Genomic DNA, 22,171 nt, shown 5'->3' with positions numbered 1-22,171 from the left:
CGTAGTGGCACTGGGGCCGCTCGCGTGAACTACGGTGAGACGGTGGCGCGTTCCCAACCGATCTTGACTCCGCTCACCGAAGCGGCGATCTTTCTCGTCCTCACGATCGACGAAGGTCGAGAAGGCGAAGTGCGCAGTCTCCTCGAAGATCTGTCCGGCCTGCGACGGTCCGTCGGTTTCCGGATTCCGGACGGTGGGCTGTCGGTGGTGACGGGCATCGGGTCGGAGATGTGGGACCGACTGTTCGACGGGCCGCGTCCCGCAGAGCTGCATCCCTTCGTTCCGCTCGACGGCGGCCGGCACCGCGCGCCGTCCACCCCGGGCGACCTGTTGTTCCACCTGCGCGCGTCGTCGACGGATCTGTGTTTCGAACTCGCGGCGAAGATCAACGACCGGTTGCGCGGCGCGGCGACGGTCGTCGACGAAACGCACGGTTTCCGCTACTTCGAGCGTCGCGACCTTCTCGGATTCGTGGACGGCACCGAGAACCCGGAAGACGAGGAGGCGGCGGCTGCCGCACTCGTCGGCGACGGGGATCCCGAGTTCGCAGGCGGCAGTTACGTGATCGTGCAGAAGTACCTGCACGATCTGTCGACCTGGAACGCCATCAGCGTCGAAGAGCAGGAGCGCGTGATCGGCCGGACGAAACTGGACGACATCGAACTCGACGACGCCACCAAGCCCGCGAACTCACACGTCGCCCTCACCACCATCGAGGACGACGACGGTGAGGAACGCCAGATCCTGCGGGCGAATATGCCGTTCGGCAGCTTCGGTGCCGACGAGTTCGGTACGTACTTCATCGGATACGCCGCGACGCCGGATGTGACCGAAGAGATGCTGCGCAACATGTTTCTGGGCAATCCGCCCGGCAACTACGACCGCATCCTCGACTTCTCCACGGCCGTCACGGGTTCGCTCTTCTTCTGTCCCTCGTCGGAAATGCTCGAAGATCTTCCGCCCGCACCGGCGGACGTACCCGGAACTGCCGACACGAGTGCATCGACGCCGTCGGATGCGGACGGCTCACTCGGAATCGGTGCTCTCAGAAGGAGTTCAACGCTGTGAACAATCTCTATCGTGACCTTGCTCCGATCACCGACGCGGCGTGGGCCGAGATCGAGGAGGAGGCGACCCGCACGTTCAAGCGGCATGTCGCGGGCCGCCTCGTGGTCGATTTCTCGGGCCCGCACGGGACAGATTTCGCCGCGGTCGGTCTCGGCCGGCTGGGCGAGGTCGAGTCACCCGCGGCGGGTGTTCGCGCGCGTCAGCATCGGGTGGCGCCGCTGGTCGAACTGCGGGTGCCGTTCACTCTTTCGCGCGAAGAACTGGACAACGTCGAGCGAGGCGCCAAGGACGTCGATCTCGATGCCGTCAAGGAAGCTGCGCGCCAGATCGCGTTCGCCGAAGACCGGGCGATCTTCGAGGGTTACGCCGCCGCCGGTATCGAAGGCATCCGCGCGTCGTCGTCCAACACCGCGTTGCAACTGCCCGACGATCCGCGCGACATCCCCGAGACCATCAGCCAGGCGCTGTCCGAGCTGCGACTCGCAGGTGTCGGCGGGCCGTACCACGTGCTGCTCAGCGCCGACGAATTCACCAAGGTCAGCGAAACGTCCGACCACGGCTATCCGATCCGGGAGCAGATCAGGCGCCTTATCGACGGGGACATCATCTGGGCTCCCGCGATCGATGGAGCGTTCGTCCTCACCACCCGTGGCGGGGACTACGACCTGCAGGTCGGACAGGACCTCTCGATCGGTTACCTCTCGCACGACAGCGAGAACGTCCAGCTGTACTTCCAGGAGTCGTTCACGTTCCTCGTGTACACGAGCGAAGCGTCGGTGCCGCTGATCTCGCAGGGCTGAGTCTCCCTCGCCGAAGCCCGGGGGCCTGCATTCAGCGGGGCGGGTCCCCGGCCTTCAGAGCTGCGGCGTTGACCCGGACGAGAGCGGTGTGCAGCGCCTCGAGTTCGGCGACGTCGACGCCCAGGGAATCGAACACCTGGCCGGGCACGGACTCCGCGTCGTGGCGCAGGGCACGGCCTTCGTCGGTGAGGTCGACGACCAACTGCCGTTCGTCGATCGTGCTGCGTTCGCGCGTGAGCAGTCCGAGCGCTTCGAGCCGCTTGAGCAGCGGGGACAGCGTCGGGGAGTCGAGTTGCAGCACCCGCCCGATGTCCTTCACCGTCATCGGGGCGTGCTCCCAGAGGGCCAGCATCACCAGGTACTGCGGGTGGGTGAGGCCGAGCCGGTCCAGGATCGGCCGGTAGACGGCGAGAACAGCGCGGTTCGCGACGGCGAGCGCGAAGCACACCTGCCGGTCGAGTGCCAGAGGATCGTCGCCGGAGGAGGAGAACTGCGCTGCCGGGGTATCGACGCTCATGGCCCGACAATACCGAACACGGCGACGGCCGTATCCGGGTGATCGGGGTCGCCGGGTTCCCCCAACGACCGCGATGCCGGCCGGTCTCCGGTCGCTCTTGACCTCGAGTGCAGTCGAGGTCGTAGCGTGATCGTTCATGACGGTTGCGACGTGGACTCCCGACACTGCGCCTCTTCAGGGCCTGGGCCTGATGCGACTGTCCGACGACGGGTGGGGCGACGACGACCGTGACCCCGCCCGCCTGGTCCGGGCCGCCGTCGATGCCGGCGTGTCCGTGCTGGACACCGCCGAAATGTACGGAAACGAGGAAGTGGTCGGCCGTGCACTCCGCGGCTGTCGCCAGGACGTCACGTTGTGCAGCAAGTTCGGCGTCTATTGGGGGCCATCGGGCCGGATGGACGATTGGAGCGTCCGCGCGGATCCTGCGACAGTGCGTTCGGCCATCGACGGTTCGTTACTGCGTCTCGGCGTCGACCATCTGGACCTCTACTACCTGCATCACCGCAGCGATGAGACACCCATCGAGGAGACCGTCGCCGCGATGGCCGAACTGCACCGAGCCGGGAAGATCGGTGCGCTCGGGTTGTCCAATGTCACGCTCGACGACATCCGGCGCGCTCACGCTGTACATCCGATTGCCGCCGTGCAGTTGGAGTGGTCCCTGTCGCAGCGCAGCGTGGAGACTCTCGTTCCGACTCTTGCCGACCTGGGGATCGCGCTGGTCGCGTATTCGCCACTCGGTCACGGCAGCCTTACTCACTCCACCGGCAACCCTCTCGCGCACGTCCTTGCGGACATCGCCGCGCGGGTAGGGGCGACCCGTGGCCAGATCGCTCTCGCGTGGGTTCATCATCGGGGCCGCCGGGCTGGATGCGCGGTCGTTCCCTTACCTGGAACCACGAGCATCACGCATCTTCACGCCAACCTCGCGGCAGCCCGGGTCGAACTCACCGAAACCGATGTCCGAAACCTCGAGGATGCTGCGAGTTCACATCCGGTCAGGCCAGTCCCGTCGAACGCAACGTGATGTTCAGCCGGCCGCCGGGCAGTCCCACCTGTGCGCTACCGGTGTCGGGGAAGACGGCGGGCACGCCGTGGAAAGCGAAACGCGACGGCCCGCCGAACACGAACAGGTCGCCGGATTCGAGACGAACATCGGTGTACGGGCGGCCCCGCGACTCGCTGTTGCCGAAGCGGAACGTGCAGGCGTCGCCGATGCTCAGCGACACGATCGGGGCCGCGACCCGTTCGTCCTTGTCCTGGTGCATGCCCATGCGCGCGTCGTGATCGTAGAAGTTGATCAATGCGGCGTCCGGCGTGTAGTCCGCTCCCGCGGCCGCGTCCTGATACGCATCGCCGACCGCGCGCCGCCCGAGATCGACGAGCAGGTCGGGGAGGGGCGCGACGGGCGCATCGTCGACGTCCACCGCTGTGCGGCTGTACCGGTAGGGGGACCAGTGCCAGCCGAGGCACACCGTACGCACCGACATCTGCCCGCCGCCCGGTAACACGGTGTGCCGCATCGGCGCCGGGCGCCGCGACCACTCGCGGCACCGTTCCACCAGGCCGCGCTGTTCGTCGATACTCAGCCACCCGGGTACGTGCACCGCACCGGGGGCGACCTCACGACGGGGGCGGGGCAGGGGGAACAATTCGTTCACGGGGGACGCTTCGATTCTCGGACGGGTGGTGGCAGGCGTACCCCTCCAGGATGCCAACTGCCGACACGGACGACGAGGTGCCCCCGCCAAGCGTCACCTTCGCCCTATAGTCCGGGGCATCGCGCATCACGGCTGAGAGGGTTCCGGTGAAGGTTGACGGCAAGGTAGCCATCGTGACCGGCGGGGGAGGCGGAATCGGTGGTGCTCTCGCCGCTCGCCTCGTGCAGGAGGGTGCCCGCGTGGTCGTGGCCGACCTCGATGCGGACGCTGCGCGGCGCGTCGTGGACGAGATCGACGCCACCTCGGCGATCGCAGTGGGCACAGACGTCTCCGACACCGAAGCGATTCGTGGCCTCGTCGAGCGAGCGGAAGCAGAATTCGGACCGGTGGACCTGTACTTCGCGAACGCGGGCATCACCGGCCCGCCCGGGCTCGATATTGCCGAATCCGCGTGGGACCAGGTACTCGATGTCAACCTCCGGGCGCACATCCGGGCCGCGAACATCCTGGTGCCCGGATGGGTCGAACGCGGCTCAGGGTATTTCGTCAGCACCGCGTCGGCTGCCGGTCTTCTCACCCAGATCGGGTCCGCGGCGTACTCGGTGACCAAGCACGCCGCGGTCGGGTTCGCCGAGTGGTTGTCGGTCACCTACGGCGACCAGGGGGTCCGGGTCTCGTGCCTGTGCCCGATGGGTGTCAACACGCCACTGCTGTATGCCGGAAAGAACTCCGATACCGAACTCGGCGCGCTGGCCACCCGTGCGGTGACCGGTGCCGGTGCGGTTCTGGAACCGGACGACGTCGCGGAGGTAGTGCTCCGGGCACTCGAAGACGAGCACTTCCTCATCCTTCCGCATCCGGAAGTCCTCGAGATGTACCGGCACAAGGGTGCCGACTACGACCGATGGCTGAGCGGTATGCGCCGGTACCAGAACATCCTTCGTGGGCAGTCGGCGCAACAGTAGGAGCGCGGGCCCGCCGAAACCCGATCCGTATCCGCTCGTGGTGACATAGCGTCTGCGCCATGGCTTCTGTCGACACCGTCCGCGGCCCCGCCGACACCGGTGATCTCGGTCGTGTCCTCATGCACGAACACGTCTTCGTGCTCGGGGAGGAACTGCGCGAGAACTACCCCGGCTACCCGACGAGGTGGGACGAGGAACTGCGCGTCGACGACGCGATCTCGAAACTGCGTGCATTGTCCGACCGTGGGATCGACACGATCGTCGATCCCACCGTGATCGGACTCGGCCGGTACATACCGCGGATTCAGCGCATCGCCGAACACACCGACATCAACATACTGGTGGCGACGGGGCTGTACACGTACAACGAACTGCCGTTCCAATTCCACTATGTCGGACCGGGATTGCTGTTCGACGCCCCCGAACCTCTCACCGAACTGTTCGTCCACGACATTCGTGAGGGCATCGCCGACACCGGTGTGAAGGCGGCGATGCTCAAGTGCGCGATCGAGGCGCAAGGTCTCACGCCGGGGGTCGAGCGGGTGATGCGCGCGGTGGGCCGGGCCCACGTCGAAACGGGAGCCCCCATCACCGTCCACACCAATCCGCACACCGGATCCGGCCTCGTGGCGCAACAGGTGCTGGCCGAAGAAGGTGTCGATCTGACGAAGGTCGTGATCGGGCACAGCGGAGACTCCACCGACCTCGAGTACCTCCGCAAGATCGCCGACGCCGGGTCGCTCCTCGGAATGGACCGGTTCGGTCTCGATCTGCTGCTGCCCTTCGAGCAACGCGTCGATACCGTTGTCGCACTGGCGGAGAGCGGATACGCGGACCGCATGGTGCTCGCGCACGATGCGTCGTGCTTCATCGACTGGTTCCCGCACGAGGTCAAGGAACTTGCGGTACCGAACTGGAACTACAACCACATCAGTGACGATGTGCTGCCGGTGCTGCGCGAGCGCGGTGTCACCGACGAACAGATCACCACGATGCTCGTCGACAATCCGCGGCGGTTCTTCGAAACGTGAGGCTGCCGCCGAGCCGCGTCTGCAGTCATCCGTATCAGCATCGACGAGTGCGACCGTCGGTGCTGATCAATACAGTGGAGTCATGACATCGCACGGTTTGCCGGTCACGGTTGCTCGCGGCGTCGGGGTGGACACCGGCAACGCAGTGAGGGGAGCCCTCACCGGTCGCCCCCGCCCCGAGGACTGCCCTGCCGACGTGACGGTGCGCCCGCTCGAGGATCGAGACTGGGATGCAGTGCGGCGGATCTACGGTGAGGGGATCGCGACCGGCACCGCGACCTTCACCACCGAGGTTCCCGCCCGTGAGGTACTCGACGAGATGTGGCTGCCCGGCCACCGGTGGGTCGCCGAGATCGACGGGTGTGTCGTCGGCTGGGCGGCGTTGAGCCCGGTATCGAGTCGCGAGTGCTATGCCGGGGTGGCGGAGAACTCGATCTACGTCGCCGACGGGATGCGTGGGCGCGGGGTCGGCAGAGTGCTGCTACGCACCCAGGTCGACGCCGCCGACGAGGCGGGTTTGTGGACGTTGCAGACCTCGATCTTCCCGGAGAACCGCACCAGTCTCGCTCTGCACCACGCGGCGGGATTCCGCACCGTGGGTATCCGCGAACGAATCGGCAAGCTCGCCGGCGTCTGGCACGACACCGTCCTGCTCGAACGCCGGTCCGAAACGGTGATCTGACAGACCCGGCCTACCTTGCGGGACCGGGCATCGTCGGCCGCGGATTCTCGCCCGCACGCTCACGCGGCGTCGTGCAGCACCAGCCCGAGCGTGCGCCGCAGTCCGGACCGGACGGTGCTCACACCGTGCCGCACCGGCGACCGCGTCCATCCGCGTGCACCGCGTGTCGGGCGGTCGCGCGTGGTGAAGATCAAGGCGTGCCCTTGCTCGATCACGGTGGCAGTACCGCGGGACTGGGCTCGGGGACATTGCTCGAGGAGCAGGAACTCGCCGCCGGTGTAGTCGAGACCGGGACGGTCGAGCCCGATCACCACCTGCAGCGGGAACGCGAGATCGCCGTAGAGGTCGCGGTGCAGCGCGTTCCAGTCGCCGACTGTGTAGCGCAGCATCAGCGGCGCCGGCTTGCTCTGGCCGGCAGCGTGACACATTTCCAGCCACTCGTCGAAGTCGTCGGGCCAGGGTGCGGGATCACCCAATCGCTCGGCCCACTCGCGCGCGGGGGCGAGCAGGCGCCGGTAGAAGGCGGCGCGGAGTTGGGCGACCGGGCGGGGGACGGGCGCGCCGAAGTACTTGTAGGTTCCGTGGCCGTAGCGGTGGCGGGCCATGTCGACGGTCGTGCGGAATCGGGTGTCCTCGTCCCACAGCGACGAGATCTCGGCACGCTCGGCGTTCCCGAGGAGCGGGCCGGTGGCGGCGCAACCGTAGTTGTCGAGGTCGTCGACGAGCTGCGGCCAAGGGAGATCATCGATGCGGGCGGGCAAGGTCGAGGTGTGCTGCGTCATGCTTGCTCCTTCGCTCTCGTACCGTAAACGCACCGGAGCGCGAGAACGTGAGATCTCAGCGAGGAGCGTCGTCGACGAGCTTGCGAAGCAGCCGGGCGAGGTCGGCGCGTTCGGAGGGGTCGAGCCGGGCGAACACCTCCGCGGCGTCGGTGTCGCGTGCCGCGTCGAGTTCGTCCAGAACTGTGCGACCGTTATCGGTGAGCTGCACACATACCGCGCGGCGATCGGCGGGATCGGGAAGGCGCTCGGTCAGTCCACGGGATTCGAGGCGGTCGACGACCTCGGTCGCCGATCGAGGCGCGATACGCAGTGCCTTTGCGACCACGCCGAGGCGGATCGGGGTGTCGGTGTCGCCGATGACCCGGAGTGCGCGGTGTTCGTGTGGGGACAGCTCCCACGGGTTCAGCAGGTCGTGCCAACGTCGCCGCAAGGTGCGGGTGGCGCCCATCAGAAGGTCGCGCAGCACAACGGGAGAATCGGACATGACCGGACTATACCTCACTTGACAGTTACCTCTTAATGAGGCAACCTCAGTAATTACGTACGAATCATGAATCGAGGTGGTGTGCATGATGCATCCCCCACCAGGTCGAGGCGGTCACCCCGGTGGCCGCGGAAAAATCGATCCCAAAGACGTCGAGCAACTGCGCGAATCTCCCGTCAGCCTGCGCCGGATCGGCGCGCTCTTCGCCCCTTATCGTCGTCAGATCGCCCTTGTCGTGGTGCTGATCGTGGCGTCGTCCGCTGTGTCGCTCGCGACGCCGTTCCTCGTGCGCGCCGTCATCGACGACGCGATTCCGCACCAGAACGTGAGCCTGTTGCTGTGGGCCGTGGGCGGCATGCTCGCGGTCACCGTGATCAGTTCACTGTTCGGAGTGGTGCAGACCTGGATCTCCACCACGGTCGGCCAGCGAATCATGCACGGCCTGCGAACCCGGGTGTTCAGCCACCTGCAACGGCAGTCCCTGAGCTTCTTCACCCGCACCCGTGGCGGTGAAATCCAGTCGAGACTGACCAACGACATCGGCGGCATGCAGTCCGTCGTCACGACGACGGCCACCTCGCTCGCCGCCAACATCACGACCGTGGTCGGCACCGCGATCGCCATGGCCGTCCTGAGCTGGCGGTTGTCGTTGCTGTCGCTGATCGTGCTTCCGCCGGCCATCTGGCTCACCCGCCGTGTCGCCCAGATGCGACGGGCGATCACGACGCGCCAGCAACGCCGTCTCGCCGACATCCAGACCCAGATCGACGAAGGCCTGTCCGTCAGCGGCGTACTGCTCGGCAAGACTCTCGGCACCGGTCCCGCGCTGGCGGACAAGTTCGCGAAGACCTCCGCCGATCTCGCCGACCTCGAGGTGCAGGCGCAACTGTCGGGGCGGTGGCGCATGGCCACCATGAACATCGTCTTCGCGGCGATTCCGGCGGTGCTCTATCTCGTCGCAGGCCTGCCCGCGACCTCGGGCGGCATGACCATCGGCACGCTCGTCGCATTCACGGGACTGCAGGGCGCGCTGTTCCGTCCCCTCATGAGCCTGCTCGACGTCGGCGTGTCCGTCACCAGTTCGCTCGCGCTGTTCAGCCGCATCTTCGAGTATCTCGATCTGGCCGTCGACATCGAAGAACCCGCCCATCCGGTCCCGGTCGACCCCGAGAAGATCTCCGGCAGGGTCCGATTCGAGAATCTCGGCTTCCGGTACGAAGGCGCACATCGTCTCGCGCTCGAGGGGATCGACCTCGAAATACCGGCCGGTGCGCAGGTCGCGCTCGTGGGCGAGACCGGTTCGGGCAAAACCACGCTCGGGTCACTGATGGCACGGTTGTACGACCCCACTTCCGGCCGGGTGACGATCGACGGAATCGACCTGCGCGACATGCGGCTCGCCGACGTAGCGGCTCTCGTCGGTGTCGTGTCGCAGGAGACCTATCTGCTGCACGCCACCGTCCGGGAGAATCTGCGCTACGCGAGGCCGGACGCCACCGACGCGGAGATCGAGGACGCCGCGCGGGCAGCGCACATCCACGACCTGATCACCTCGCTGCCCGACGGCTACGACACCGTGGTCGGAGCACGCGGACACCGGTTCTCCGGTGGCGAGAAGCAACGAATGGCGATTGCCCGCACGCTGCTGCGGGACCCGCGGATCCTGGTGCTCGACGAGGCGACCAGTGCCCTCGACAACGACACCGAACGCGCAGTGCAGCAGGCGCTCGACAACGCCCGGGCCGGGCGGACGACCATCACCATCGCACACCGCCTCTCCACAGTGCGCGACGCCGACGAGATCGTCGTCCTCGACCACGGACGCATCATCGAGCGGGGCACCCACGACGCGCTCGTCGCGCGCGGCGGCAAGTACGCGGCACTCGCGCGACGCGACGGCCGCACGCTCGCCGAGCACACCGACCGGTCCGTGGGCGTGTGAGTCAGGCGCGCACCGACGAGAGGGCGCCCACCACCTCGTGCGTCGGAAGCACGACCGCGCACCGCGAGGCGACGTAGCTCAATGCGTCGGCGTGCTCGCGTTGGGAGAAGTCGGCCGTGGCGTCCGAGACGAAGAAGACCTGGATGTCGTTCATGAACCCGTCCAGGGCCGTCGTCAGGCACCCGATGTGCGCGTACACGCCGGTGACGATCAGTTGGTCGCGGCCCCACGCGCGCATCCGTTCGAGCAGATCGGTGCGGATGAAGGCGCTGTAGCGCCATTTGGTGAGCATGGTGTCGCCGGCGTGCGGTGCCAACTCCGCGATGATCGACGTCTCGGCGGGGTCCTCGGACAATCCGGGGCCCCAGAAGTCGGACAACAGCGCACGGTCGGCCGGGTCCTGGTCTCCCGGCTGCGCGGTGTACACAACCGGAGCGCCGACATCGTGAGCGGTGTTGCGCAGCAGGTCGATATGGGGAACCACCGTGGCCAGCGGATCGGCCGCCCGGTCGAACGAGCGCACGAAGTATTCCTGCATGTCGTGCACCAGCACGACGGCGCGGTTCGGATCGATCGACCACGACACCACGTTCGTGGGCTGCTCGTGGGGAAGGGAATAGGACACGGACTTCGGCAGAGCCATCGGATCTTCGCTTTCTGCGGTGTGGTCGGTCAGTTCTGGAGGGTGGCGGCCAGCGCGCGACGCAGTTCGTTGCGGCTGATCTTGCCGACACCGGTCACCGGAAACGCGTCGACGAAGCGCACCTTGTCCGGGATCTTGTACGCCGCGAGTCCACGCTCCCGCAGGAAAGCTTTGAGCGCGAGAGCTTTCGGCGCCTCACCCTCGGTGACGACGAAGGCACACGTGCGTTCGCCGAGGTACTGGTCGGGCATGGCGACCACGGCGGCATCGAGCACCGCGGGGTGCGCGACGAGATGGTTTTCGACCTCCTCCGCGGCGATCTTCTCGCCGCCCCGGTTGATCTGGTCCTTGGCGCGGCCTTCGACCACGATGTAACCGTGCTCGGTGATCCGCACGATGTCGCCCGTGCGATAGAACCCGTCGGGAGTGAATGCCGTCGAATTGTGTTCGGGCGCATTGTAGTAACCGCGGATCGTGTACGGGCCCCGGGTGAGGAGATGGCCGGGGGCACCGAACGGGACGGGCTCGTCGGCGTCGTCGACGACACGGATCTCGTCGTGCGGGCTGATCGGACGTCCCTGGGTCCGGATGATCGTCTCGTCGTCGTCGTCGAGGCGGGTGTAGTTGACGAGGCCCTCTGCCATGCCGAAGACCTGCTGCAGCGTGCAGCCGAGTTCCGGGCGCACCCGCTTGGCAGCCTCCGCCGGGAACTTCGCGCCACCGACCTGCAGTACCTCGAGCGACGACAGGTCGTGTTCGGTACGGGCTCGTGCGGACAGCCATGCCAGTGCGAGCGGCGGGACCAGCGAGGCCATCGTCACCCGTTCGCTCTCGATGAGTGCGAAGGCGGTGTCCGGACTCGGATCCGGCGCGAGCACGACCGTGCCGCCTGAGTGGAGGACACCGAGAATCCCGGGCGAGCTCATCGGGAAGTTGTGTGCCGCAGGAAGCACGACCAGCATGCGGGTGCGCTCGTCCACTCCGCAGATGCGGGCGGAGTCGCGCACCGAGTAGAGGTAGTCGGCGTGGGTGCGGGGGATGAGCTTCGGGGTTCCGGTGGTACCGCCGGACAGTTGAAGGAAGGCCACGGACTCGGCATCGACGTCGGCGATCGGTGCAGGCTCGTGCCGGCGCAGCGATGCCAGGGAGGTGAACTCGGCGGCGTCTCCGGCGACGATCACTGCGGGCGGGTTCTCCAGAGCGCCGGTCACCTCACGGGCGAGCGTGCGGTAATCGAATCCGCCGTGCTCGGCCGCGACGATATACGCGGCGGCGTCCGCGAAACGGCAGAAGTAGCCGACCTCGGAGGCGCGGTGCGCCGGCAGAGCGAATACGGGCAACGCCCCGATGCGAAAGACCGCGAAGAGGACTTCGGTGTATTCGACGATGTTCGGTAACTGGAGCACGACCCGGTCGCCGGCACGAACACCGGCATTCAGGAGCCCGGTGGCGATGCGTGCGGCGGACTCGTCGAGGTCACGGTAGGTGAGCTGCCGCCGCGCCCCGGTGGCGTCCGGTCCCACGACCGCGACCCGGTCGCCGAAGTGCGCTGCGCGGGTGGGCATGAACTCCGCGAACGTCTCCCCGGACCAGTAACCGGCACCGCGGTACAGCTCACTGAAATCCTCGGGGAAACGGGCGATGTCGGCAAGCGCGCTGCGTCGGAGGCCGGAGGTCACGAATGATTCCTTTCGGGGACGGAAACGGGTCTCAGGCACGAAGGGTCGCGCCACCGTCGACGTACAGGGCTTGCATGGTGATGTGCCGGGCGCGGTCGGAGAGAAGGAACTCGATGGCGTCCGCGATGTCGGACGGTTCGGCGATGCGCCCGAGCGGGATTCCGACCTTGAACTGCGCGGGGTCGCCCTCGATGGCGCTGCGCGCACCGTTGTCGTCGTCGGGGTCCTCCCACAGCGACCGTTGCATCGCGGTGTCGGTGGAGCCGGGGGCGACGATATTGGCGCGGATTCCGTAGGGCGCCAGTTCCAGTCCGGCGACCCGCACGATCATCGCCGCGGCCGCTTTCGAGGATCCGTAGGCACCCATGCCCATCCGGGGCACACCTGCGGAATTCGAGCCGACCACGACGATCGAGCCGGAACGGCGCTCCCGCATCACACGTCCCACGGAGCGGAGGACGGCGACCAGTCCGGTCACATTGACGTCGAACATCCGCTGCCAGTCGTCCGGATCGGAGTCGAGTACGGATCCGGTGGTGAACACTCCCGCGACGTGGGCGAGTCGCTCGAGGGGACCGTGGTCGGTTTCGATGTTGCCGACGGCGAACTCGACCGCGTCGTGGTCGCGGATATCGACGGGGTACACAGGGGTTCCCTCACCGATCAGTGCCGCGGTCTTGCGGAGTCCGACGGGGTCGCGGTCCATGAGGGCGAGTCGGTGTCCGGCGCGGGCCAGGGTGACCGCTGTGGCACGTCCGATGCCCTGTGCGGCACCGACGACGAGGGTGACGGGGGCGCTCATCGCCGCACCCCGAGCGCATCGAGCACGGTGCCGAATTTGACGGTGGTCTCGGCGAGTTCGTCTGCGGGATCGGAGTCGGCGACGATGCCGCCACCGGCATAGGCGGTGAGGGTGAGACCGTCCGCGTCGAGCACGGCGCACCGGATCGTCACCATCCACTCGCCGTCACCGTCGGCGTCACACCACCCGACGGCCCCGGCGTAGAACCCGCGGTCGCCTTCGACATCGCGGATGAACTCGCGCGCCGCCTCGGTGGGCGTGCCGCAGATCGCGGGAGTCGGATGCGCCGCGAGGGCGAGGTCGAGCGCTGTGGTGGAGCGGTCGCGCAGGCGGCCCGAGACCGGTGTGCCGAGATGCCACAACTGCTTGGTGCTCGTCAGCGACGGCTGGTCCGGGATGTCGAGGTCGGTGCACAACGGTTCGAGTACGGCGCGCAGCGCACGGACGACGTGCGCGTGCTCGGCGAGATTCTTGGCGGACTGCGCGAGACGCTCGGCGGTCGCGCGATCCGAGTCGGGGTCGGCGTGACGCGGTGCCGATCCGGCGAGCGGATGTGCCGTGACGAGATCACCCCGTCGCCGGATGAGCACCTCCGGACTCGAGCCGATCAGGTGCCGTCCTCGCCAGGAGCCTCCGGCCGGGGTGAGGTCGACCGCGAATCCGTTGCCGGCGGGGTCGTTCCCGGCGAGTCGTGCGAGGAGGTCAGCGGTCGGGACCGGCCGTTCGGAGCGCAGTCGGAGTGCGCGTGCGAGGACGACCTTGACGAGGTCGTCGTCGGGCGATCGCAGCAAGGTGAGTGCGGCGGCGACACGGTCGACGTGTGCCTGCTCGGCAGGAATCGCGTGGGCGATGCGGATGGTGGGGAGATCGGGCCTCGAGACGCCGAGCGGCGTGGAGGTGTGCCGCAGCGAACGCGGTGCTGTGAGGGCGGCGGGGTGCGCGGGGTCGAAGGGAAGCGCACCGGCGAGAGCGCGCACGCGCCCGGTTCGCAGAGCCTCGGCCGCGGCGTCGGCGCGGTCGAACCGGTCGTCGAGTCCTTCGGCGATCACGGTGCCGTGCGGGCGGGACAACACGAACGGGCGTGGCACGGTCCGCTCGGCACAGTCGGGTGTCGGTGCGTCGACAACCGATGTTTGCATGCTCGAACCTCTCGATAGCGGAAGTGAGAAGGCGGATCGAGCGCAAGGTGCACAAGATCGCTTCAGCAACATATACGGTTAGCCTTACCTTTGGTACTGTTCCGCATTGCCGAGAGTTGCGCAACACGGGTGTTCTGCTCGCGCCCAAGAGTTTTCGAACGCAGAAAAGGGGATGACAGTGCCCACGTCCAGGCCGTCGACTTCGGGACTTGCGCTTACGCGCGCCCAGACGGGCGTATGGTTCGCTCAGCAATTGACCCCCGACAACCCGATTTTCAACACCTCGGAATGCCTCGAACTACGCGGATCGGTCGATGCGGACGCCCTGGTGGTGGCGGTGCGTCGTGCCGCCGACGACTGCGAGGCCCTGGTCGCGGCCTTCGAAACACAGCCCGACGGTACGGTCGTCCAGTTTCCCGGACGCAGGCAACTCGGCGACCCGCCCGTCGTGGACGTGCGCGGCGCGCCGGACCCGTGGGTCGCGGCCCACGAGTGGATGACGAACGACCTGGCACGCGCCATCGATCCGGCCGTCGACGTGTGCGTCCGCGCCGCCGTACTGCGCCTCGCGGACGACCGTGTCGTGCTGTACGTGTGCGGGCATCACCTCGTGTTCGACGCGTTCGGGTTCTCCCTGTTCAACCGTCGCATCGGCGAGCACTACACCGCGCTCGTCGCCGGTACCGAGCCGCCCGCGCACCGCTTCGCCCCCGTCGAACCGGTCGTGCGGGAAGAGGAGAGCTACCGCGAGTCGGACGACTTCGCCGCCGACCGGGCGTTCTGGGCCGACTACCTCGCGGACGTCGAGGAGGCGGTGGCACTGAGCCCCGGGGCGAGCGGAATCGCGCGTCGTTCCCGGGCCGCCCGGTTCACCCTCGACGCACAGCAGCAGAATGCGCTCGCCGCACTCGGCAAATCAGCCCGTGGAAGCTGGGGCGACGCGGTGACCGCCTTGGTCGCCGCGTACCTGCGCGGTGCGACCGGACGGGACGACATCACCATCGGATTCCCGGTGATGAACAGGCTCGGTTCCGCCGCGCTGAACGTGCCGATGACGGCGGTCAACGTCGTGCCGTTGCGGCTGCGCCCCGCCGCACGCGACAGCCTGTCCGGCCTCGTCGGGCAGGTCCGCGATTCGGTTGCCCGGTGCCGCAAGCACTACCGCTACCGCGGTGAGGACATCCAGCGCGACCTGCGTCTGCCCGCCGGGTCGCGAGGGGTCATCGGCCCGTCCGTCAACGTGAAACCGTTCGGCGACCGGTTCCGTTTCGCCGATATCACCGCTGCAGTCCATTCGATCGCCCGCGGACCGCTCCAGGATTTCATGATCACGGTGCGGCCCCTCGACGAGAGCGCCGGCCTGGAGGTCTTCGTCGACGCCGACGCCGACCTCTATGACGAGGACGACCTGCGGCTTCACGCCGCACGTCTCGAGCAGTTGTTCGATTCGGTGACCACCCTCGATCCGGCGACATCGCTCGCGCAACTGCCGATCCTTGTTCCCGCCGAGCGGACACGAATCCTGGAGTGCTGGAGCGCATCTCCGGACATACCGGTCGATTCGGACCTGACTCTCGTCGATCTGCTGCACCGGCAGGCCGCCGCGACACCCGACGTGCCGGCGCTCGCGGACGCCACAACCACGCTGACCTACGCGGAGTTGCGCACCCGGGTCGACCGGCTCGCGCGATATCTCGCGTCCGAGGGACTCGGCGACGCTGCCGAACCGCGGATCGCGATCGCACTGCCGCGTACGGTCGACGCCGTCGTCGCGATTTTCGCAGTGCTCGAAACCGGCGCGGCGTATGTGCCGCTCGACATCGACCAGCCACTCGAGCGCCTCGCGTACGTGCTGTCCGACGCATCGCCCGTGTACGTGCTCACCGACCGCACCACGGACGGACGGGTTGCGGACGCCGACGGTGCCACCCGCCGGATTCTCCTCGACGACACCGACACCGACATCGACGGCCGTGTGGAGACAGATCTGCCACCCGTCGGACGGTCGGGGCCCACGCCCGACTCGGTCGCGTACGTCATCTACACCTCCGGATCCACAGGACGGCCCAAGGGCGTGGTCGCCCCACACCGCGGCCTGGTCAATCTCCTGCACAGCCACCGCGAGCAGGTGTTCACCCGCGCCGCACGCGAAGCCGGGCACGACCACCTGCACCTCGGACTCGCGTGGTCGCTCGCGTTCGACGCCTCCGTGCAACCCTTGCTGTGGATGCTCGCCGGGCACACCCTCCACATCGTCGACGAATCCGCCCAGCGCGACCCCGCACGACTGACCGAACAGGCGTTGCGCGAGGACTGGGACTTCGTCGAACTGTCGCCGGCGCAACTCGACCACGTCGTCGAGGACGGGATGCTTCCCGAGAACACCGTCTCCACCCTCGGCTTCGGCGGCGACGCGGCCACCGGCCGGCTGTGGGAGAACCTGCGCGCGCGCCGCGGCGCCGCGTTCAACTTCTACGGCCCCACCGAGTGCAGTGTCGACGCCCTCGTGGCCGAGGTGCACGACAGCGAGACTCCCGTGGTGGGGCGGCCGGTCGCGAACTTGCGCGCCTACCTCCTCGACAGCGGTCTCGCCCCGGTGCCGCCGGGAACGGAGGGGGAGCTGTACCTGTCCGGTCCGGGTGTCGTCCGCGGTTATCTCGACGCGCCCTCCCTCACCGCGACCCGGTTCGTCGCGAACCCGTTCGGGACGGGCTCGGCCGATCCCGTCCACGCGCGCCTCTACCGCACGGGCGACCGCGCGATGTGGACGGAGGACGGGAACATCGTCTACCGCGGTCGCGTCGACAACCAGGTGAAGGTGCGCGGGTTCCGCATCGAACTCGGGGAGGTGGACGCGGCGTTGCTGCGGCTTCCCGGTGTGGTGCACGCCGTGTCGGCGATTCAGACGGACGCTGCCGGTACCGCACAACTCGTGGGCTATCTCGTCGGCGATGCACTCGATCCGGCGGTCGCCCGGGCGCAACTGACCGAGTGGCTCCCGGCACCGATGGTGCCTGCTGCACTCGTCGTGCTGGGTGAGCTACCGCTGACCTCGAACGGAAAGCTGGACCGGAAGGGGCTTCCCGCACCGGATTTCGCCACGCTCGTCTCCTCGCGACCTCCGGCCACCGAACTCGAACGCCGCCTGTCCGAGCTGTTCGCAGAGATCCTGGACCTCGACAGCGTCGGCGCCGACGACGACTTCTTCGCACTCGGTGGACACTCGCTCTCGGCAGCGAAGCTTCTCGCCCGGGTGCGGGACACTCTCGGTGTCGAACTGGCGATCCGGGAAGTATTCGACCATCCGACGGTGGCCGGACTGGCTGTGCGCTGCGAGAGAGCGGGTGTGGACGCCGGGCCCGCACGCCCACCGCTGGTCGCGAGGAAGCACGGGGACCTCGTCCCGCTGTCGTTCGCGCAGCAACGGCTGTGGTTCCTGTTCCGGATGGAGGGGCCCAGCCCCACGTACAACGTTCCTCTGACCGTGCGGTTGCACGGCGACGTCGACGCCGACGCGATGCGCCGTGCCGTCACCGACGTCCTCGCCCGCCACGACAGCCTGCGCACGGTGCTGACCGAACGGGACGGAACCGGGATGCAGCGGGTACTCGAGCACGTCGAGACGCCGTTCGCGGTCGTGGAGACCGGCCCGGACACGGTGGAGGCGGACGTGAGGTCGGCGGCGCGCTACGCATTCGACCTCGAGCGCGAAATGCCGGTCCGGGTGCGGCTGTTCACCGTCGCGCCCGGCGTGAGCATCCTGTTGCTGCTCGTGCACCACATCGCGAGCGACGAACTGTCCACGCCGATTCTGTTGCGGGACCTCGGAACCTTCTACGCCGCGCACACAGGTGCCGCCGTCACCGAGCCGGCTCCGCTGGCCGTCCAGTACACGGACTATGCGGTGTGGCAGCGTGAACTGCTCGGCGACCCGAAGGACGAGACCGGGCTCGCCGGACGGCAACTCGACTTCTGGCGCACCGAGCTCGCGGGTCTACCCGCGGAACTCGAGCTGGCAACCGACCGGCCTCGCCCGGCCGTGGCATCATCCGCCGGTGGCGGCGTCGAACTGGCCGTCCCGGCCGGACTCGCCGACGCGGTGCGCACCGCCGGCCGCGATACCGGCACGACGATGTTCATGATGGTGCACGCCGCCGTGGCACTCGCGCTCTCCCACAGCGGGGCCGGGGAGGACATCCCGATCGGCTCACCCACCGCGGGCCGGCCCGCCTCCGAACTCGACGATCTCGTGGGGTTCTTCGTCAACATGGTGGTCCTGCGCACCGACCTGTCCGGTGACCCGACCGTGCGGGAACTGCTGGCCCGCATCAAGAACGCCGACATCGCCGCGTACGCCCACCAGGACGTGTCGTTCGACCGGGTCGTCGAGGCCCTCGACCCCGAGCGAAGTGCCGCCCGCCACCCCCTGTTCCAGGTGATGGTGCAGTACCGGAACCCGCCTGCCCTGCGTGCGTTCGAGCACCTGGCGCCCGAGGTGTCCCTCGTCCCCAACGATGCCGCGATGTTCGATCTGACATTCGACGTCGTGGACACACCGGACGGGTCCATGCGGGTACGCGTCGAATACGCCCGTGATCTGTTCGACCACGACACCGCCGAGTCTTTCGCCGCGCGCGTGGTGCGTGGGTTCGCCGCTCTGGCCGGAGACCCCGACCGTCCCCTGTCCCGTGTCGACCTGCTCTCCGGCGCCGAACGCGACTGGCTCCGCGCCGGTCGATCGGCACCGGAATCCGCACGCCCGGAACCCGTTCCGGAGACGCTGGTCGACCTGTTCGACCGCACGGTTGCCGCAGCGGCGCATCTCCCCGCTGTCGTCTCCGCGGAGGAAACCCTGACGTTCGGGGAACTCGACGCGTGGTCCGACCGGATCGCGTGTCATCTCGTGGATCGCGGCGTCCGGGCAGAAACGGTCGTCGCGCTACGGCTCCCGCGGGGAAGCGCCGTGGTCGCGGCGATTCTCGGTGTCTGGAAGGCGGGCGCGGCGTACCTCGCGATCGACCCGAACTACCCGCTCGAGCGCATCGACTACATGATGCGCGATGCAGGGGTGACCGTCGCGCTCGACGAGAGTGCCGTCGCGGAGTGCGGCGACGCGAGCATGCCGTCGCCGGCCACGGAACTGCGCGGTCGCGCCCGTGCGGACAACGCCGCCTACGTGGTCTACACCTCCGGTTCCACCGGTCTGCCGAAGGGCGTCGTCGTGCCGCACCGCGGTGTGGTGAATCTCTGGGAGACGGTGCGTTCCGGCACTTACGGTGACCCGGCAGAACAGCGGCTGCGGGTGCTGCTCAGTTACACCTTCGCGTTCGATTCCTCGGTCGACCAGTTGCTCGCGATGCTCGGCGGCCACACCGTGCACGTGCTCCCCGAAGAGTTGACCGCCGACGCAGACGGCATCGTCGGCTATGTCCGCGGCCATCGGATCGACGCCCTGGACTGCGCGCCGGTGCTGATGACGCAACTCGTCGCAGAAGGGCTTCTCGACCCCGCCGCGGATCACCGCCCGTCGGTGGTCGCCGTCGGCGGCGAGGCCGTGCCCGCCGAGCTGTGGGCCCGGCTCGCCGCCACTCCGGGGCTGCGCGCACTGAACATCTACGGACCCACCGAGTGCACGGTGGACGCGACTGCCGCAGTCATGACGGCGGACGTGGCGCCGCATATCGGCGAGCCCATCGCCGGGGGTCGTGCGCTCGTCCTCGACCGCTACCTGCGCCCCGTGGCGCCGGGTGTGCCGGGTGAGCTGTACGTCGGCGGTCCCCACGTGACCCGCGGATACCTCGGCCGGCACGGCCTCACGGCCGGAAGGTTCGTGGCCGATCCGTTCGGTACACCGGGGAGCCGGCTGTACCGCACCGGCGACACGGTGCGGTGGACATCCCGGGTGCCCCATCGTCTCGAATATCTCGGCCGCGCCGACGATCAGGTCAAGATTCGCGGGTTCCGTATCGAACTCGGTGAGGTCGAGGCGGTACTCGCCGGACATCCGGACGTGACAGCCGCCGCTGTGCTCGCCCGCGAGGACGAACCCGGACGCAGACGTCTCGTCGGCTACGTCGTGCCGGGGACTGCGCAGGTGGACGGTGACGCGGTCCGGGCATACACGGCCGAACGGCTGCCCGACCACATGGTGCCCGCTGCGGTGGTGGTGCTCGAGGAGTTCCCGCTGACCGCGAACGGCAAGGTGGACCGGGCCGCGCTCCCCGCCCCGGTGTTCGCACCCGCGACAGCCGGCCGGGTGGCGGGCAACGACATGGAACGGCGGCTCTGCGCCGTGGTGGCCGACGTGCTCGGACTCGACGCGGTCGGCCTCGACGACGACTTCTTCTCTCTCGGTGGTGATTCCATCGTGTCGATCCAGCTCGTGGCCAAGGCCCGCGCGGCGGGTCTGCGGTTCACCGCGCGGCACGTTTTCGAGCACCGGACCGTCGCCGGTCTGGCCCGCGTCGCCGAGGTGGATACAGGCCGGCAGGAAACGGATGTCGCGGCGGCGCTCGGCAGCATTCCGGCGACGCCCATCGTTCACGACCTGCTGGACCGAGGGGGACCGTACGCCAGGTACGCGCAGTCCAGGCTGCTGCGTACCCCGGAAGGCCTCACGCTCGGCGAACTGACCGGCGCCGTGCAATCCCTGCTCGACGTCCACGACGCGCTGCGTTCGGTGTTCGACTCGGCTGCACGCGTTCTCGAGGTCCTGCCGGTGGGTGCGGTGTCGGCTGCGCACGTGGTCACCCGGGTCGACATCTCCGGCCTGGACGACCCGTCCGCGGTGATGGTCGCGGCGACCGAGGAGGCGTACGCGGCGCTGGACCCCGGGTCCGGGGAACTCGTGCGCGTCGTGTTCTTCGATCCGGGCCCCGGCGTGCAGGGCCGGGTGCTGCTCGCGGTGCACCACCTGGTGGTGGACGGGGTGTCGTGGCGGATTCTGGTCCCGGACCTCGCCGAGGCCGTCGCGGGTACCGCGCCGCTCCGGTCCGGTACCCCGCTGCGTGTCTGGGCTCGCGGCTTGCTCGAGGCCGCGCCGGCGCGACGAACCGAACTGCCGTTGTGGCGTCGTATCACGGCGCCCGGCGGCCGTGCTGCCTTCGCCTCCCGCCCTGTCGATCCCACGCGGGACACGATGTCCGCGACGGCGCAGGCGCATGTCGACGTGCCGGTCGCAGTGACGGAGGCTCTGCTCACGACGGTGCCCGAGCAATTCCACGCGGGTGTCGACGACGTTCTGCTCACCGCGCTGGCACTGGCCACAGCCCGGGTGTGTGGCGCGGGTGCGGTGGTGGTGGATCTCGAAGGGCACGGACGAGAAGAGCAGGTGGTGGCCGGCGCCGATCTGTCGCGCACCGTCGGATGGTTCACGAGCCTGTACCCGGCCAGGCTCGACGTGTCGGGGGCAGACCTCGACGACGCCTTCGCAGGTGGCCGGAATGCCGGTGAGGCACTCAAGAAGGTCAAGGAGCAGCTTCGCGAGATCCCCGACAGCGGTGTCGGATTCGGGATTCTCCGGCATCTCGACGAACAGGGACGGCACGTTCTCGCGTCGGCGGCCGCCCCCGAGATCGGGTTCAACTACCTGGGCAGACTGACGCTGGGTGAGGCGGAGGGACAGCCGTGGTCGAGTGCGCCGGAGTCGGCCGGTCTCGGCGGTGCCACCGAGGCAGACATGCCGGTGAACCACGCGCTCGAAATCGGCGTCTTCACCGAGGAAACGGGGGAGGGGCCGGTGCTCCGGGGCACGTTCGGCTACAGCCCGGCACTGGTGCCCGAGCACGTGGTCGCAGACCTCGTGGAGTGCTGGGTTGCGGCACTGGAGGCGCTGGCCGGACACGCGGCGTCGGGGGATGCCGGTGGATTCACTCCGTCGGATCTGACTCTCGGTGGCCTCGATCAGTCGGAGATCGACGAGTTCGCCTTGGAATTCGGATGATCGTGACGCTTGGCGTGGCCAATTGTTTCGGTTA

General features: G+C 68.2%; 15 protein-coding genes and 1 pseudogene. 8 read left to right on the top strand and 8 right to left on the bottom strand.

What is annotated here, in order from left to right; all coding sequences use genetic code 11:
* The first annotated feature begins 42 nt into the window (after positions 1 to 42).
* Together HF886_RS07785 and HF886_RS07780 are read left to right on the top strand one after the other, a co-directional pair.
* Complete coding sequence (locus tag HF886_RS07785) at positions 43 to 1,068, top strand: Dyp-type peroxidase (protein WP_169651985.1); 1,026 nt, start codon at positions 43 to 45, stop codon at positions 1,066 to 1,068.
* Positions 1,065 to 1,868 carry a family 1 encapsulin nanocompartment shell protein gene (locus tag HF886_RS07780; protein ID WP_169621331.1) on the top strand — a complete coding sequence of 268 codons (804 nt, stop codon included), beginning with the start codon at positions 1,065 to 1,067 and terminating at the stop codon, positions 1,866 to 1,868. Before HF886_RS07785 ends, HF886_RS07780 begins: the two co-directional genes overlap by 4 nt.
* A 31-nt stretch (positions 1,869 to 1,899) precedes the next feature.
* Here HF886_RS07780 and HF886_RS07775 read toward each other — a convergent pair whose 3' ends face one another.
* Positions 1,900 to 2,385, bottom strand: coding sequence for a MarR family transcriptional regulator (locus tag HF886_RS07775; protein WP_169621330.1), 486 nt, complete (start codon positions 2,383 to 2,385; stop codon positions 1,900 to 1,902).
* A gap of 136 nt (positions 2,386 to 2,521) precedes the next feature.
* On the opposite strand from HF886_RS07775, the gene HF886_RS07770 reads away from it, so the two are divergent.
* Entirely contained in the window at positions 2,522 to 3,412 is an 891-nt protein-coding gene (locus HF886_RS07770) for an aldo/keto reductase (protein WP_206038604.1), read from the top strand.
* Here HF886_RS07770 and HF886_RS07765 read toward each other — a convergent pair.
* Positions 3,384 to 4,046, bottom strand: coding sequence for an alpha-ketoglutarate-dependent dioxygenase AlkB (locus tag HF886_RS07765; RefSeq protein WP_169651984.1), 663 nt, complete (start codon positions 4,044 to 4,046; stop codon positions 3,384 to 3,386). The two genes, HF886_RS07770 and HF886_RS07765, sit on opposite strands and share 29 nt — an antisense overlap.
* Positions 4,047 to 4,192: 146 nt before the next feature.
* On the opposite strand from HF886_RS07765, the gene HF886_RS07760 reads away from it, so the two are divergent.
* The 3 genes and pseudogenes from HF886_RS07760 to HF886_RS07750 form a co-directional block, all read left to right on the top strand.
* Entirely contained in the window at positions 4,193 to 5,011 is an 819-nt protein-coding gene (locus HF886_RS07760) for an SDR family NAD(P)-dependent oxidoreductase (RefSeq protein ID WP_169621328.1), read from the top strand.
* Between the two features lie 59 nt (positions 5,012 to 5,070).
* Positions 5,071 to 6,042 (top strand): phosphotriesterase, encoded by a 972-nt coding sequence (locus tag HF886_RS07755; protein WP_169651983.1) that lies wholly within the window; start codon positions 5,071 to 5,073, stop codon positions 6,040 to 6,042.
* A 139-nt stretch (positions 6,043 to 6,181) separates the two neighbouring features.
* Positions 6,182 to 6,724 (top strand): annotated as a pseudogene (locus tag HF886_RS07750) (N-acetyltransferase family protein); the annotation flags it as partial.
* Positions 6,725 to 6,783: 59 nt separating this feature from the next.
* Here HF886_RS07750 and HF886_RS07745 read toward each other — a convergent pair.
* Together HF886_RS07745 and HF886_RS07740 are read right to left on the bottom strand one after the other, a co-directional pair.
* Positions 6,784 to 7,506 (bottom strand): 2OG-Fe(II) oxygenase, encoded by a 723-nt coding sequence (locus HF886_RS07745; protein WP_169651982.1) that lies wholly within the window; start codon positions 7,504 to 7,506, stop codon positions 6,784 to 6,786.
* A 55-nt stretch (positions 7,507 to 7,561) separates the two neighbouring features.
* Positions 7,562 to 7,990, bottom strand: coding sequence for a MarR family transcriptional regulator (locus HF886_RS07740; RefSeq protein WP_169621325.1), 429 nt, complete (start codon positions 7,988 to 7,990; stop codon positions 7,562 to 7,564).
* Positions 7,991 to 8,075: 85 nt separating this feature from the next.
* Between HF886_RS07740 and HF886_RS07735 the strand changes: the two genes are divergently transcribed.
* Positions 8,076 to 9,932, top strand: a complete 1,857-nt coding sequence (locus HF886_RS07735) for an ABC transporter ATP-binding protein (RefSeq protein WP_169651981.1) — start codon at positions 8,076 to 8,078, stop codon at positions 9,930 to 9,932.
* Position 9,933: 1 nt separating this feature from the next.
* On the opposite strand, the gene HF886_RS07730 is transcribed toward HF886_RS07735, so the two are convergent.
* Genes HF886_RS07730 through HF886_RS07715 form a run of 4 tightly spaced genes read right to left on the bottom strand, consistent with a single transcriptional unit; the run spans position 9,934 to position 14,195 of the window.
* The gene (locus HF886_RS07730) at positions 9,934 to 10,575 is read right to left on the bottom strand and encodes an isochorismatase family protein (RefSeq protein WP_169651980.1); all 642 of its coding nucleotides are present in this window, start codon (positions 10,573 to 10,575) and stop codon (positions 9,934 to 9,936) included.
* Between the two features lie 29 nt (positions 10,576 to 10,604).
* Positions 10,605 to 12,254, bottom strand: coding sequence for a (2,3-dihydroxybenzoyl)adenylate synthase (locus tag HF886_RS07725; RefSeq protein WP_169651979.1), 1,650 nt, complete (start codon positions 12,252 to 12,254; stop codon positions 10,605 to 10,607).
* A gap of 31 nt (positions 12,255 to 12,285) precedes the next feature.
* Complete coding sequence (locus tag HF886_RS07720) at positions 12,286 to 13,056, bottom strand: 2,3-dihydro-2,3-dihydroxybenzoate dehydrogenase (protein ID WP_169651978.1); 771 nt, start codon at positions 13,054 to 13,056, stop codon at positions 12,286 to 12,288.
* On the bottom strand, positions 13,053 to 14,195 hold the full coding sequence (locus HF886_RS07715) for an isochorismate synthase (protein ID WP_169651977.1): 1,143 nt from the start codon (positions 14,193 to 14,195) through the stop codon (positions 13,053 to 13,055). The genes HF886_RS07720 and HF886_RS07715 overlap by 4 nt, the downstream gene beginning before the upstream one ends.
* 178 nt (positions 14,196 to 14,373) lie before the next feature.
* Between HF886_RS07715 and HF886_RS07710 the strand changes: the two genes are divergently transcribed.
* The gene (locus tag HF886_RS07710; RefSeq protein WP_169651976.1) at positions 14,374 to 22,137 is read left to right on the top strand and encodes a non-ribosomal peptide synthetase; all 7,764 of its coding nucleotides are present in this window, start codon (positions 14,374 to 14,376) and stop codon (positions 22,135 to 22,137) included.
* Positions 22,138 to 22,171 lie beyond the last annotated feature (34 nt).

The organism is Rhodococcus sp. 105337 (assembly GCF_012844225.1).
GTDB lineage: Bacteria > Actinomycetota > Actinomycetes > Mycobacteriales > Mycobacteriaceae > Rhodococcus.
The sequence above is the reverse complement of the archived record's forward strand: the minus strand, read 5'-3'. Positions and strand labels throughout refer to the sequence as shown.